Genomic DNA, 13,294 nt, shown 5'->3' on the forward strand with positions numbered 1-13,294 from the left:
TGGGTTACTTGGTAACGCGGACCTCAGCCTTGGCGCCCTCTACGGCTTCCAGGCCTTGTTCTTCAGCTAGGCGCATTGCCTCTTCGATGAGCGTTTCCACGATCTTGGACTCGGGAACGGTCTTGATGACCTCACCCTTGACAAAGATCTGGCCCTTGCCGTTACCGGAGGCCACGCCGAGGTCGGCATCACGGGCCTCGCCCGGACCGTTGACCACGCAGCCCATGACAGCCACGCGCAGCGGGAACTCCATGCCGTCGAGGCCTTCGGTGACCTCGTTGGCGAGCTTGTAGACGTCCACCTGTGCGCGACCACAGGAAGGGCAGGAAACAATCTCGAGCTTGCGCGGGCGCAGGTTGAGGGACTGCAGGATCTGGTCACCGACCTTGATCTCCTCGACCGGATCCGCTGACAAGGACACGCGGATGGTGTCACCGATGCCCTCGGCGAGCAGGGCGCCGAAAGCGACGGAAGACTTGATGGTGCCCTGGAATGCCGGGCCAGCCTCGGTGACGCCGAGGTGCAGCGGGTAGTCGCACTGAGCGGCGAGCTGGCGGTAGGCCTCCACCATGACGACGGGGTCGTTGTGCTTGACGGAAATGGCGATATCGCCGTAGCCGTGTTCCTCGAAGAGGCCGGCCTCCCACAACGCAGATTCGACGAGAGCCTCCGGGGTGGCCTTGCCGTACTTCTCCATGATGCGCTTATCCAGGGAGCCTGCGTTGACGCCGATGCGAATCGGAATGCCGGCATCACCGGCGGCCTTCGCAACCTCTTTAACGCGGCCATCAAATTCCTTGATGTTGCCCGGGTTGACGCGCACCGCAGCGCAGCCGGCATCGATGGCGGCAAAGATGTACTTGGGTTGGAAGTGGATATCTGCAATCACCGGGATCGGGGACTTCTGCGCAATCGCCGGCAAAGCCTCCGCATCAACCGTCTTCGGGCAGGCAACGCGAACGATGTCGCAGCCGCTCGCGGTCAGCTGTGCAATCTGCTGGAGGGTGGCGTTGACGTCGTGCGTCTTCGTCGTGGTCATCGACTGCACTGAAATCGGGTGATCAGAGCCCACGCCCACCTGGCCAACCATGAGCTGACGCGTCTTGCGGCGCGGCGCCAGGGTGGGAGGCGGGCCGTCGGGGATTCCAAGACCAATAGGGGTCGACATGTGTGCTCCTTGCTAATTGGGTTTTAACGCCCCTACTCTAGCACCGCGCACCGCAGGTGGATCACTAGCCAAACAGCCGAATTGGGTTAACCACGTCCGCAATCATGATGAGAGCACCCACCGCCATAAGGAGGAAAGCCAGCACATAGGTCACCGGCATGAGCTTGGTGTAATCCGCGGGCCCCTTCGGGTCCTTGCCCATGAGGCGGCGCAGGGCGTCGCGGATCTTCTCATAAATGATGACGGCGATATGGCCGCCATCGAACGGCGGGAGTGGGATGAGGTTAAACAGCGCGAGGAAGAAGTTGAGGGTAGCCAGCATCATGAAGAAGGATGACCACAGGCTTCGCTCGACCAGCTCGCCGCCTACACGGGAGGCTCCCACCACGGACATTGGTCCGTTAACATCGCGCTCCTGCCCAAAGATGGAGGCCACCACGCCCGGGATCTTGGCTGGGAATTGCGCGATTCCTTGGACCGTGGCGTTAAGCGCATAGCCCGAGTAGCGGGCGGTCGCCGGGAAGGCGTCGACGAAGGAGTAGGTCTCCCTGATATCGATAATCTGGTTGCTCATACCGATGGCGCCGACCTCCACCAGGTGCCCCTCGCCGTTGAGTCGAGTCACCGTAGCAAGTGTGATGTCGAAGTCACGCGGCTCGCCATCGCGTTCGACTTTGAGGGTGACAGTGTCACCGGGGTAGCTCATGACGGTATCGCGAAGCTGTGCAAAGGAGTCCATGGTCTCGCCGTTCAGCGCGAGAACGATGTCCCCAGGTTCCACGCCCGCCTCACCAGCAGGGCCTACTCCCTGGCACGGTTCGAGCTCGCCATCGGCCTTCTGATTCGCCGCGCAGGACACCTCGCCAACGCGCGGGCGCACATCCGCGTCTGGGTTGGGCAGGCCCGTCGTCATGGCGATGAGCAGCAGGATAATAAATCCTAAAAGCAGGTTGACGGTGATGCCGCCGGCCAGCACGATGATGCGCTGCCACGCCGGCTTCGTGTACATGGCATAGGGCTTTTCCTCTTCCGTGAGGAACTCATCCTGCGCCGTCATGCCTGCGATATCGCAGAAACCACCCACTGGGAAGGCAGCGAGGCCATACTCAGTGTGGCCACGTGTAAAGGACGCAACGCGCGGACCGAAGCCGATGAAATAGCGGCGCACGCGCATGCCGAAGGCACGAGCGGTAAACATGTGACCGGCCTCGTGCAGGGCAACGGTGATGCCGATCCCCAAGGCGAAGAGAACTATGCCGAGGACATTTGCCATAGATTAGGGGGCTTTCTAACGAGCGAGCGAATCCACCATCGCGTTGGCGCGACGGCGGGCCTCGCCTTCCACGGCGAGGACATCATCGACGCTAGAGGGTACACCAGCGAACTGCGCGGCCTGATCCACGACGTGGCTGACAACGTCAACAATTTCCGGGAAGTGAATGCGCCCTGCCAAGAAGGCCGCGGCCGCCTCCTCGTTGGCGGCGTTGTACACGGCAGCGTGGGTACCTCCGGCGGCGGCAACCTCGCGCGCCAAGCGAACGGCCGGGAAGGCCTCATCATCCAGCGGCTCGAAATGCCAGTCATGCGCGGTGGAAAAATCCAACGCCGGCTGGGCACCCGGTACGCGGCGCGGCCAATCCAATGCGAGGGAGATCGGCAGCTTCATCGACGGTGGCGAGCACTGCGCGATGGTGCAGCCATCGGTAAACGTCGCCATCGAGTGGACGATTGACTGGGGGTGGACGGTGACCTCGATGCGCTCTGGGGAGACGTCGAAAAGCAGCGTGGCCTCAATGAGCTCCAGGCCCTTGTTGACCAGCGTGGCGGAATTCAGGGTGTTCATCTGCCCCATCGACCACGTTGGGTGCTGGGCAGCCTGCTGCGGGGTGACATCCCACATCTCCTCGCGGGTCCAGCCTCGGAAGGGACCACCGGAAGCGGTGAGCACAAGGTGATCAAGCTCCACATCACTGCCCGCGCGCAAGCATTGCGCCATGGCGGAATGCTCGGAATCCACCGGAATGATCTGGCCCTCCCCCGCCAGGCGGGTCACGATGGAGCCACCGGCGACGAGGGATTCCTTATTCGCCAGCGCTAGAAGCTCGCCTTTTTCCAAAGTCGCGACCGTGGAGGCTAGGCCCATTGAACCGACGAGCGCGTTGAGGACCTTATCCGCATCGATGGCCCGGACCAGCTGCTCTGCGGAATCTGGGCCGGAGAGCACGGTGCCACCGAGGGCCTCGGAGACGGTGCGTGCCGCATCGGGCTTGGCGACGGCCACGTGGTCAAACGAAAGGTTGAGGGCACGAGCCTGCTCGATAATGAGCTGCGGGTTGGAGCCGCCGGCGGCAATGCCTACGACTGTGAACTTATCCGGGTTATCCGCGATAACGTCCAGAGCTTGGGTGCCGATCGAGCCAGTAGAGCCGAGAATAAGAATGCGTTGGGTACTCACCCTCTCAACCCTAGCCGGTCACCCCTAGTCGGAGTCCTGTGCGCTCCGATAGCGATAGGCGGGGGTGTTTAATCGCGGTTATCGGCTGAATCATTTAAACTACTACACAGAATAACTGGCATTTTCGTGCGCTCGCCTCACGCAACTAGTTCTAACCAGGGCGGGCCGCATGTACACGCAAAGGAGAGCAAGTGTCTTCCCACAAGCCGGCATCGCAGGTTTTCGACGGCGTATCCACCGATGACGTCCCGTCCGCAGGTTTCGGTTGGTCCCGCATCAGCCGCTCAGGCGTACAGATCGCCGGCTGGACGTCCGTCGCGTTCCTGCTTGCTTATAACTTTGGTAACCACAAGGGCCACGTAGAGACGGTCTGGCTTATCGCCCTGGCAGTCCTCATCGCCCTCGGCTTGGTCATTTACGCTCTGCAGCCGAAGCTCTCCCAGGTACGCACCTTGACCGCCCGTAACAAGCCGGTGGGCCACGAGGAGCCGGACTGGGCATACGAGCAGAAGACCGTTGGCAACGTCTACGCTTCCCTGACCGATGACGAGCTGCGCGCCCTCAACATTGAGCCTTCCCGCGTTGCTCACCTCCGCGGCGTATCCGACGGCCGCCACGCTGCCAAGCCGGTGGCTAACTAAAGCTTCTTCGCTGTAAACAAAAGCTCCCTTCCCGCAGTTCATGAATGAACTGCACATGGAAGGGAGCTTTTGTTCTATCTGTTTTCCCCCCTAGCTCACGTAACGGTTTACCGTGGCGTAAATCTCCGGGGTTCGCTCCTGCGCCCTCTTTCCGGCGAAGCGCCAGACAGCAGCGTAGACAAGTGACGGAACCAGCAGAGAAACTATCACAGCGGCGTACAGCAGCCAGCCGCCGCGCTCATAGCTGAGGGCAGAAACCACGATGCCGGGAAGCGCGGGCACCCACACCAGCATCATGCCGACGAACGCCGTGAAGAAAGCGCCAGCGGAATAGCCGGATTTGTCATTCCACCGGTTCTGTCCCGGGGCTGACAAGGGATAAGGGTTAAGCACGGTCAGTCCCAAGCCCACCGCCGCCGTGGAAATGAACACGCCTAGAGCCACAGCTGTGCACAACAAGCCCAAAGTGAAGTTCTCACTAAAGACAAGAACCACTACGGCAAGAGAAACAAACCCAATCAAAGGAATAGTCACGTGTGCGAGGTGGCGCGCATGAAGGATGGTGCGCGGAGCAACCGGCGCCACCATGTGGACCCAATTCGATGGCCCATCGAAGCCATAATCATTAGCCAAGAGCGAAGAGAGCACGATCGCGCTGAAGCACAGCATGAAATAGGCGGTGAAATCATCGCCCTTCCACAACTGATATAGGGTCAGCACGCCAAACAAAGGCATCGTGTAGAGCATGCCGGTTTGCCGCTTATCGCGGGTGAGATAACGCAGTGCGCGAGAGTATTCCATCGCCGCCGGGCTGGAATAAGACCAGGCGCCCAACTCCAACTTGGACACACCCTTGCCCGTCACTTCGCTGGCTGCGTCACCGCCTGTTCCGGGGTTGCGCATGAGGCCGCCTATCTGACGGGACCACGCCCATACCAGCAGGACAAGGCTGGCCACCGCGATCAAGAGTTGGGATAGGGCGGTGATGAGGTGGCCGTCGGCAAGCGCGAGCGCCCACCCCACCCCGGCACCCAACGGGGTCCAGGCCATGATGGTGCCCACCGAATCGAGCGGAGGCAAGGACTCGAGGACGCTCTGTGCCTGCAGCATGCCAAAGACCAGCAGGCCCATAACCACCATCGCCGCAATTTGGGTGCGCGACTTTTGGGAATCCGCGATAGCGGAAGCCACTTGGCCAAGACATTCGCCAACGATGATGGTCGTCGCGCACGACAGCACCATGCCCACGACGAAGGGCACCGCAGCCCACCCGGTTCCTGTCAGGATGAGGAAAATGCTGCCGATGATCGCATACACCAGGGAAAAGACGACCGACATGATGGCGCGGGTGGTCAGCAGACCGGAGAAGAACAGCCCCGGAAGGACCTCGCGGGGAGTCAACGGAAGTGCGCCCAGGGTTGTCGGGCTCAATTGATTCTCTCCCGCCGGCATAAAGAGAGCGAGGAGTACGTAGATGAGCATGCCGCCCGCCACGCCGACGGTCAGTGCTTGGTAGCCGTGTCCGGGCGTGGTGATATCTGCATACACCATGGCTGCGATGGAAAAGAGGCCGATTGCTCCGTAAATCAGCATCATGAGCCCCATCATGAGCGTCGCCGGGTTGGAGGAAACGCTTCGCCACCACAGAGTGCGATGAAGGCTGAACAGAGTGGATGTCATTCAGCGTCACCTGCCGCTGGCGAACGCAGCCACCCAAACTTCGAGGCATCCAGGTCCCGCCCGCCGACGGCCGCGATAAAGAGATCGCTCAGGCTTTGGCCCTGGCGGACATCGTCGACGTGACCCGCGGTGATGACTTGGCCGCCGTTGATGATGGCGACGTGGTCGCACAGCCCCTCGACGAGCTCCATGACGTGTGAGGACAAAATAACCGTGCCGCCGCGGGAGGCATAGGCGCGCAGCATCTGCTGGATGAGGCGCCCGGAGACCGGATCCACGGCTTCCAGAGGCTCGTCAAGGATAAGCACCTCCGGGTTGTGCAGGACGGCCCCGGCCAGGAGAATCTTTTTGGTCATGCCGGCGGAATAGTCCGCGATGCGTTTATCGGCGGCCTCGGAGAGGGAGAGGGCGTCGAGAAGCTCCTGCGCACGGCGCAGCGACTCGGAGCGCTCCAACTTGTGAAGGGCGCCGAGGTAGTGAAGGTATTCAGCGCCAGTGAGACGGTCAAAGACCGGCGCCCCATCCATGAGCAGCCCCATGGCCTGTTTGGCGGGGATGGGCTCTTCCCACACGTTGTGGCCGGCGATGAAGCTGTGGCCGGCATCAGGGCGCTGGAGGCCACACGCCATGGTCAGCATCGTGGTCTTGCCCGCGCCATTCGGCCCCACTATCCCGTAGATGGATCCGCGCGGTACATCCAGGTTGAGGCTGTTGACGGCAATCTGAGAACCAAAAGACTTGCGCAGATCGCGCACCGCTAAAGCTTGGGTGCGTGGATCTGCCGCTAAGTCCTCGCGATAAGGATGAGTCATAAGCATTAACGGTATCAAGAACCATTAATGCTTTCTCCTCCGGCGAAACTATTGTTAGGAAACTGTAAGCAGAGCTCTTAAGCGCTCTCACGCTCGTCGGCGGCGAGCTGGCCACAGGCCGCAGCAATTTCATCGCCCTTGGTATCGCGCACGGTGCACGGCACGCCCTGCGCGATGACGCGGCGAACGAACTCGTCCTGGCGCGCCTTCGGGGCAGCATCCCACTCCGAGCCCGGCGTGGGGTTCAGCGGGATCACATTGACGTGAACCTTGGAGCCCAGAGCCGCATGCAGCTTCCGGCCCAACATGTCAGCGCGGAAATCCTGATCATTCTTATCGCGGATCAGCGCGTACTCGATGGAGACGCGGCGGCCAGACTTGTCGGCGTAGTACTTAGCGGCATCAAGTACCTCCTCAACCGGCCAGCGGTTGTTAACCGGCACGAGGGTATCGCGCAGTTCATCGTCCGGGGTGTGCAGGGAGACTGCGAGGGTGCAGGACAGATCCTCATCTGCGAGCTTGCGGATGGCCGGGGCCAAGCCGACCGTCGATACCGTGACATTGCGCTGGGACAGGCCGAAGCCTGTGAGTTCAGAGCCGGTAATCTGGCGCACCGCGTGAACCACGCGCTTGTAGTTAGCCAGCGGCTCTCCCATGCCCATGAAAACAACGTTGCTCAAGCGACCGCCTTCCTCTTCCATGAGGCGAGCGGCGTGCCTAAACTGCTCCACGATTTCCGCGGTGGACAGGTTGCGGTCCAACCCGCCCTGGCCGGTGGCGCAGAACGGGCAGGCCATGCCGCAGCCAGCCTGGGAGGAGATACACAAGGTGGCACGCCCTGGGTAACGCATGAGCACGGATTCCAGCAAGGTGCCGTCGTGCAAGCGCCACAGGGACTTGGTGGTTTCCCCGTCGTCGGTGGAGGTCTGACGAATGGGCTGCATGAGCGTGGGGAACAAACGCTCCTGCACCGCCTCGCGGGCGGCGGCCGGGATATCCGTCATCTCAGAAACATCGGCGGTGTGGTGGACGTAGTAGTGCTTGGCCAGCTGCTTTGCCCGGAACTTGGGCAGGCCAAGTTCCGCGAGCGCCTCAATGCGCTCGGCCTCGGTCAGGTCCGCGAAGTGCTTCGGGGGTAGCCCGCGGCGCGGAGCGGAGAAATTCAGTTTCAGTGGTTCAGCCATGGTAGAGCCCATTTTCCACGTTTTCGGCCACATTATCCAATCTAAACTCTGCTGGAGTGGCGAAAGTGACATCTCAACCTATTTAATGGATGCATGACGAATCCAGAAAACTCCCCCGAGGAATTCCGCCCCTCCACCACTCCGGCCGAGGAGCCGCTGAATGATTACACCGCGGAAGCCCCCGCGACCGAAGGGCCAGTAGAGCCGGTTCCGACAACTTCGGACTATGCGGAGAAAAATGATGGCAAGGTGAAGGGCTCCTTCGCAGCCAGCACGTGGATCGCCCTGATCGTGGGCTTCCTACTGCTTATCGTCCTCATCATTTTCATCCTGCAGAACCAGCACCAGGTACCGCTCAACTTCCTTAACTGGACCGTCCAGTTCCCTGCCGGCGTCACCTACCTCATCTGCGCCATCTCCGGTGCGCTCATCATGGCCCTAGTAGGCGGCTGGCGCATGTTCGAGCTACGCCGCCAGGTGCGCAAGCAAGCTCGCCGCTAAGCCTTAAGGTGCGAGGGTGGTAAGGAAGCTCATTGCCACCCACGTCACCATCGCGGACGGCAGCATGCCGTCCAAGCGGTCCATGATGCCGCCGTGTCCCGGCAACAAGGCAGACATGTCCTTGATGCCTAGCTCGCGCTTGAACTGGGATTCCACCAAGTCACCGAGGGTGGCGCAAAAGACAAGACCCAATCCCATCAGTGCGCCCACCCACGGCTTGTGGTGAAGAAGGAATGCGAAAGATAGCGCACCGGTAAGGGTGCCGAAAACGACAGAGCCGGCAAATCCTTCCCATGATTTTTTGGGGCTTACAGCCGGTGCCATGGGATGCGAACCGAACATGACGCCGGCGATAAAGCCACCGGTGTCTGAGGCGACGACACAGAGCATAAACACGACAATCGACGCCGCCCCCGAAGCAAAGGGCGTCTCCACCCGCGAAAGCATCGCGGCAAACGTGCCAAAGAGGGGTATCCAGGTCAGCACGAAGATGCCCATCGACATATCACGGAGATAGTTAATTGGCGGACGGTGCCTGCCGTTGTGGAAGAGGCGCCCGAACATGAGCGCCAGAACCGCAACCACATACACCGCAACGAGGCCCGGGGCGTTGAGGAACCACGAGACCCACACCATGGCTTGGCCAAGAACGATCAGCAGGGTGCGCGGGACATAGTAGGAGTGCTCCCGCAACCGGGTGAGAACCTCCCACATGCCCAAGCCCACTGCGGTGGCGACGACGAGATACCACACCAAAGGCCCGGCCCACACCGCAAAAACGACGAGCGCGCCCAAGCCGACGCCGACGGCAATCGCCGCAGGCATGTCTCGGCCCGCGGAATTCTTGGGTTTAGGCATCCGGCTCGGGTGCTCAGTGCTCACGCATGCTCCTCAGGTAGTCGTGGGTGCTTAAGCTCTACACAGAAAAGACCGCCGTGCTGGTCGGTGCCTGGCGCGGCGGCAAGTCAAAGCTCGTGTGTGGAGGCTACACCTCCATGAGCTCCTCTTCCTTATTGGCGACGAGCTTGTCCACCTGCTCGATGTAGCCGGAAGTAATCTTTTCCATTTCCTTCTCTGCAGCGATGACCTCGTCCTCGCCAGCATCGCCGTCCTTCTGCAGCTTCTTCAGCTGCTCCATGGCACGGCGGCGAATGTTACGGATAGCAATCTTGCCGTCCTCACCCTTGCTCTTAGCCAGCTTGACCATCTCACGGCGGCGTTCCTCAGTCAGCTGCGGAATAGTAACGCGCAGCACCTGACCATCATTAGTCGGGTTCACACCGAGATCCGAGTTGCGGATTGCGTTCTCAATCTCATTCATCACGGACTGCTCATAAGGCTTGATGAGCAGCATGCGCGGCTCAGGAACCGAGATGGTTGCCATCTGGGTAATCGGGGTCGGCACACCGTAGTACTCAGCGACCAAGCCGTTAAACATGGCTGGGTTGGCGCGGCCGGTGCGGATGGTGATCAGCTGCTCGCGGGCGTGCTCCACCGAGGCGGTCATGTGCTCTTCAGCTTCGAGCTGAATCTCGTCGATCATGAGGGTTACAACTCCCTTGAAATAGTCAAAAGTACTGGGAAAGAATGTAGCAGGTCGCGGCCCGTTTGTACTAAGACTGGACCAGCGTGCCGATCTTCTCGCCGTTCACGGCGCGCTTGATATTGCCCTCGGTAAGGAGGTTGAAGACCAGAATCGGCATATTATTATCCATGCACAGGCTGAACGCCGTAGCATCAGCCACCTTGAGGTTCTTCTCGATGACCTCGCGCGGGGTGATCTCGGAGTAGAGCTCCGCGTCCGGATTCGTGCGCGGGTCGGCGGAATAGACGCCGTCGACAGCCTTGGCCAGGAAGAGGACTTCTGCACCAATCTCCAGCGCGCGCTGCGCTGCGGTGGTGTCGGTGGAGAAGTACGGCATGCCCATGCCGGCGCCAAAGATAACCACGCGCCCCTTTTCTAGGTGGCGGTCGGCGCGCAGCGGCAGATACGGCTCCGCAATCTGTGCCATGTTGATGGACGTCTGCACACGGCAGTCGATGCCCTGCTGCTTGAGGAAGTCCTGCAGCGCCAGGGAGTTCATGACTGTACCCAGCATGCCCATGTAGTCGGAGCGAGCGCGGTCCATACCGCGCTGGGACAGCTCCGCTCCGCGGAAGAAGTTACCGCCACCGATAACGACGGCAATCTCAGTTCCTTGTTCGGCCACCTCGGCGATTTGGCGGGCGACGTTTTCTACAACATCAGGATCGATGCCGACCTTGCCACCGCCGAACATCTCACCGCCCAGCTTCAGCATGACTCGCTTGTATCCGGTTCGCTTCGGTTCAGGGTTAGTCACGGTCTTCATCGTCTCCTTCACGCATGGCGACGCTTCAGTTAAGCGCACGAATAATTCCGTTCCATCTTAACCATAGGAAGCCGCTCTTATATATTCAGCTGCGCACAACCCCCACCCTAAGGGGCGGCAGAAAACAGCAAACTCCCTCCCCCGCTTCTTCCCCACCGGCCAGGCGGCCACAGGGATGAAGAGGAGGAGGGAGAAACCGCAGCTACGGAGCAATACTCCCTAGCTACGAAAGCTCTAGTAAAGCTTAAGCGCCAACCTCGTAGCGGATGAAACCGGTGATGGTGGTGCCGGCCTCGTCTGCGACCTGCTTGACGGTCTTCTTGGAGTCAGACAGAGCTGCCTGCTCAAGCAGAACCACAGACTTGTAGAAGCCATTGAGACGGCCTTCCACGATCTTCGGCAGGGCTGCCTCCGGCTTGCCCTCCTCGCGGGTGGTGGCCTCAGCGATCTCGCGCTCCTTCTCAACGACCTCAGCCGGAACGTCCTCGCGGGTGAGGTACTCGGCGTTCATGGCCGCAATCTGCAGTGCCACTGCGTGAGCGCCTTCTGCGTTGCCCTCGTAGGAGACCAGGACACCCACTGCCGGCGGCAGGTCAGCGGAACGCTGGTGCAGGTAGACAGCAACGTTGTCGCCCTCGATGGTGATTGCGCGGCGGGCCTGCAGCTTCTCGCCGGTCTTTGCGGACTCTTCGTCAACGATCTCAGAGACCTTCTTGCCGTCGATCTCCAGGTTGTTGAGCTCCTCACCGGAGTTGACCTTGGCCTCACCGGCAGCCTCAGCGATCTTGGCGGCAAAAGCCTTGAAAGCCTCGTTCTTAGCCACGAAGTCGGTCTCACAGTTGATCTCGACCATCGTGTTGCCGGAAACGGCGATCAGGCCCTCGGTGGCCTCACGCTCGGCGCGCTTGGACACGTTCTTTGCGCCCTTGATGCGCAGGTATTCAACGGCCTTGTCGTAGTCACCCTGGGACTCTTCGAGAGCCTTCTTGCAATCGAGCATGCCGGAGCCGGTGGCCTCACGCAATGCCTTTACGTCTGCAGCAGTGTAGTTCGCCATAGTTGGAGCGATCCTCCTTGGAATTGAACGGTATTCGTTGAAACAGCGTAGCGGAATCACTACCACCACGTCGCGTTGAGGGGGTGCTAGTTTTTCGCCAGCTCCCCCAGCGAAGAATCTGAAGACCTTCAGCGTGGTGTTTTCAACCCTTTAATGTGCCACGCGTCTTAGCACGCTAAGAAAACACGTGAGAAAAAGCCCCCATCGCCGCGGACACTGTGGGCCGTGCGGTACGGGGGCTTAAGGTGTGCAGATTACTCTGCGGACTTCTCAGCGTCCTCAGACTTCTCTGCGGAAGCCGGGTCAGACGCAGCGGCGGCCTCAGCGGCGTCGCGGGCGTCCTTCTCAGCGCTGTCGCCGGCGGCCTCCTTGGCCTGAGCCAGCTGGCGCTCCTCGCGAGCCTTCTTGCCCTCTTCCACAGCGGTGGCGATGATACCGGAGAGCAGCTTGGTAGCGCGGATGGCGTCGTCGTTACCCGGAATCGGGAAGTCAACCTCATCCGGATCACAGTTGGTGTCCAGGATGGCGACGACCGGGATGTTAAGCTTCTGAGCTTCCTTGACCGCGATGTGCTCCTTGTTGGTGTCAACGATCCACAGTGCGGACGGAGCCTTGGTCATGTCGGAGATACCGCCCAGGACGCGCTCCAGCTTGGTGCGCTCACGGGTCAGCATCAGAACTTCCTTCTTGGTGCGGCCCTTGTAGCCGTCCTCAGCCGCATCCATAGCCTGCAGCTCCTTCATGCGCTTCAGGCGCTTGGAGACAGTCTGGAAGTTGGTGAGCATACCGCCGAGCCAGCGGTGGTTAACGTAGGGCATTCCCACGCGGGTTGCCTCTTCAGCAACGGCTTCCTGAGCCTGCTTCTTGGTACCAACGAAGAGGATGGTGCCGCCGTGTGCGACGGTTTCCTTAACGAACTCGAAGGCCTCATCGATGTAGGTCAGCGTCTGCTGCAGGTCGATGATGTAGATGCCGTTACGGTCGGTGAAGATGAAGCGCTTCATCTTCGGGTTCCAGCGACGGGTCTGGTGACCGAAGTGGACGCCAGCGTCGAGGAGCTCGCGCATGGTTACGACTGCCATGTTTCGCTCGCTTTCTATATGTTGTTTCGGTTTTGCAAAAATTGTGCGGTGTTTTATTCCGCACCCTAGCAACGAAGGCCCTGGTCAACACCCCACTATTGCGGGGACCACGTCAACCACAGACTGCCTCTTCCTTAACCCAGGAAGCGGCTGCTTCGCCGCGCGTAGTCAATCCATGCACCAGCCTTTAGGCCTGAGCACAGACTGCTGTGGGCTAGCTTAGTACTGCACACACGGTGATTCCAAACGACGGGCTTGTTTTATCTCAGCAGGATTGTTGATGACTCTACGGTCTTCTCCCCTGCCGCAACAGTGGCCTCTTCTTTAACAGGTTATCCACAACAGCGGCTGCGCCTCTTCTCT

13 protein-coding genes are annotated in these 13,294 nt (G+C 60.5%); 2 read left to right on the forward strand and 11 right to left on the reverse strand.

The window, feature by feature from the left end; all coding sequences use genetic code 11:
• Positions 1 to 4: 4 nt before the first annotated feature.
• From ispG to dxr, 3 genes are all read right to left on the reverse strand, one after another.
• Entirely contained in the window at positions 5 to 1,168 is a 1,164-nt protein-coding gene (ispG, locus tag QP999_RS10500) for a flavodoxin-dependent (E)-4-hydroxy-3-methylbut-2-enyl-diphosphate synthase (protein WP_070445607.1), read from the reverse strand.
• A 64-nt stretch (positions 1,169 to 1,232) separates the two neighbouring features.
• Positions 1,233 to 2,441: a M50 family metallopeptidase gene (locus QP999_RS10505; RefSeq protein ID WP_284848270.1), complete on the reverse strand. Its 1,209-nt coding sequence runs from the start codon at positions 2,439 to 2,441 to the stop codon at positions 1,233 to 1,235.
• Positions 2,442 to 2,456: 15 nt separating this feature from the next.
• Positions 2,457 to 3,623: a 1-deoxy-D-xylulose-5-phosphate reductoisomerase gene (gene dxr, locus QP999_RS10510; protein WP_070686157.1), complete on the reverse strand. Its 1,167-nt coding sequence runs from the start codon at positions 3,621 to 3,623 to the stop codon at positions 2,457 to 2,459.
• 191 nt (positions 3,624 to 3,814) lie between these two features.
• On the opposite strand from dxr, the gene QP999_RS10515 reads away from it, so the two are divergent.
• On the forward strand, positions 3,815 to 4,264 hold the full coding sequence (locus QP999_RS10515) for a DUF2631 domain-containing protein (RefSeq protein ID WP_070533158.1): 450 nt from the start codon (positions 3,815 to 3,817) through the stop codon (positions 4,262 to 4,264).
• A gap of 90 nt (positions 4,265 to 4,354) precedes the next feature.
• Here the strand turns inward: QP999_RS10515 and QP999_RS10520 are convergent, their stop codons facing one another.
• The 3 genes from QP999_RS10520 to rlmN all read right to left on the reverse strand — a co-directional run bounded on the left by QP999_RS10520 (position 4,355) and on the right by rlmN (position 7,940).
• A complete protein-coding gene (locus tag QP999_RS10520; RefSeq protein ID WP_284848271.1) occupies positions 4,355 to 5,944 on the reverse strand; it encodes a permease-like membrane multi-spanning protein in 1,590 nt (529 codons plus the stop codon).
• The gene (locus QP999_RS10525) at positions 5,941 to 6,762 is read right to left on the reverse strand and encodes an ABC transporter ATP-binding protein (protein ID WP_070533159.1); all 822 of its coding nucleotides are present in this window, start codon (positions 6,760 to 6,762) and stop codon (positions 5,941 to 5,943) included. The genes QP999_RS10520 and QP999_RS10525 overlap by 4 nt, the downstream gene beginning before the upstream one ends.
• A 71-nt stretch (positions 6,763 to 6,833) precedes the next feature.
• Complete coding sequence (gene rlmN, locus QP999_RS10530; protein ID WP_284848272.1) at positions 6,834 to 7,940, reverse strand: dual-specificity RNA methyltransferase RlmN; 1,107 nt, start codon at positions 7,938 to 7,940, stop codon at positions 6,834 to 6,836.
• Positions 7,941 to 8,033: 93 nt separating this feature from the next.
• Here rlmN and QP999_RS10535 point away from each other — a divergent pair, with 93 nt between their 5' ends.
• Positions 8,034 to 8,441 carry a LapA family protein gene (locus QP999_RS10535; RefSeq protein WP_070562827.1) on the forward strand — a complete coding sequence of 136 codons (408 nt, stop codon included), beginning with the start codon at positions 8,034 to 8,036 and terminating at the stop codon, positions 8,439 to 8,441.
• A gap of 3 nt (positions 8,442 to 8,444) precedes the next feature.
• On the opposite strand, the gene QP999_RS10540 is transcribed toward QP999_RS10535, so the two are convergent.
• From QP999_RS10540 to rpsB, 5 genes are all read right to left on the reverse strand, one after another.
• Positions 8,445 to 9,299: a phosphatidate cytidylyltransferase gene (locus tag QP999_RS10540; RefSeq protein WP_180952038.1), complete on the reverse strand. Its 855-nt coding sequence runs from the start codon at positions 9,297 to 9,299 to the stop codon at positions 8,445 to 8,447.
• Positions 9,300 to 9,426: 127 nt separating this feature from the next.
• On the reverse strand, positions 9,427 to 9,984 hold the full coding sequence (gene frr / locus QP999_RS10545) for a ribosome recycling factor (protein ID WP_070533163.1): 558 nt from the start codon (positions 9,982 to 9,984) through the stop codon (positions 9,427 to 9,429).
• Positions 9,985 to 10,054: 70 nt separating this feature from the next.
• On the reverse strand, positions 10,055 to 10,792 hold the full coding sequence (gene pyrH, locus QP999_RS10550; RefSeq protein ID WP_070533165.1) for a UMP kinase: 738 nt from the start codon (positions 10,790 to 10,792) through the stop codon (positions 10,055 to 10,057).
• Between the two features lie 244 nt (positions 10,793 to 11,036).
• The gene (gene tsf / locus QP999_RS10555; protein WP_144014436.1) at positions 11,037 to 11,849 is read right to left on the reverse strand and encodes a translation elongation factor Ts; all 813 of its coding nucleotides are present in this window, start codon (positions 11,847 to 11,849) and stop codon (positions 11,037 to 11,039) included.
• A gap of 254 nt (positions 11,850 to 12,103) precedes the next feature.
• Positions 12,104 to 12,931, reverse strand: a complete 828-nt coding sequence (gene rpsB / locus QP999_RS10560) for a 30S ribosomal protein S2 (protein ID WP_070533169.1) — start codon at positions 12,929 to 12,931, stop codon at positions 12,104 to 12,106.
• Positions 12,932 to 13,294: the final 363 nt, after the last annotated feature.

It is taken from the genome of Corynebacterium sp. MSK004 (assembly GCF_030232515.1).
Taxonomy (GTDB): domain Bacteria; phylum Actinomycetota; class Actinomycetes; order Mycobacteriales; family Mycobacteriaceae; genus Corynebacterium; species Corynebacterium hesseae.

Excerpts from the sequence above, each read along its gene's own strand:
- ispG (WP_070445607.1), bottom strand. The coding sequence starts at position 1,168 with ATGTCGACCCCTATTGGTCTTGGAATCCCCGACGGCCCGCCTCCCACC.
- QP999_RS10505 (WP_284848270.1), bottom strand. The coding sequence starts at position 2,441 with ATGGCAAATGTCCTCGGCATAGTTCTCTTCGCCTTGGGGATCGGCATC.
- QP999_RS10520 (WP_284848271.1), bottom strand. The coding sequence starts at position 5,944 with ATGACATCCACTCTGTTCAGCCTTCATCGCACTCTGTGGTGGCGAAGC.
- QP999_RS10525 (WP_070533159.1), bottom strand. The coding sequence starts at position 6,762 with ATGCTTATGACTCATCCTTATCGCGAGGACTTAGCGGCAGATCCACGC.
- rlmN (WP_284848272.1), bottom strand. The coding sequence starts at position 7,940 with ATGGCTGAACCACTGAAACTGAATTTCTCCGCTCCGCGCCGCGGGCTA.
- QP999_RS10535 (WP_070562827.1), top strand. The coding sequence starts at position 8,034 with ATGACGAATCCAGAAAACTCCCCCGAGGAATTCCGCCCCTCCACCACT.
- QP999_RS10540 (WP_180952038.1), bottom strand. The coding sequence starts at position 9,299 with ATGCCTAAACCCAAGAATTCCGCGGGCCGAGACATGCCTGCGGCGATT.
- frr (WP_070533163.1), bottom strand. The coding sequence starts at position 9,984 with ATGATCGACGAGATTCAGCTCGAAGCTGAAGAGCACATGACCGCCTCG.
- pyrH (WP_070533165.1), bottom strand. The coding sequence starts at position 10,792 with ATGAAGACCGTGACTAACCCTGAACCGAAGCGAACCGGATACAAGCGA.
- tsf (WP_144014436.1), bottom strand. The coding sequence starts at position 11,849 with ATGGCGAACTACACTGCTGCAGACGTAAAGGCATTGCGTGAGGCCACC.
- rpsB (WP_070533169.1), bottom strand. The coding sequence starts at position 12,931 with ATGGCAGTCGTAACCATGCGCGAGCTCCTCGACGCTGGCGTCCACTTC.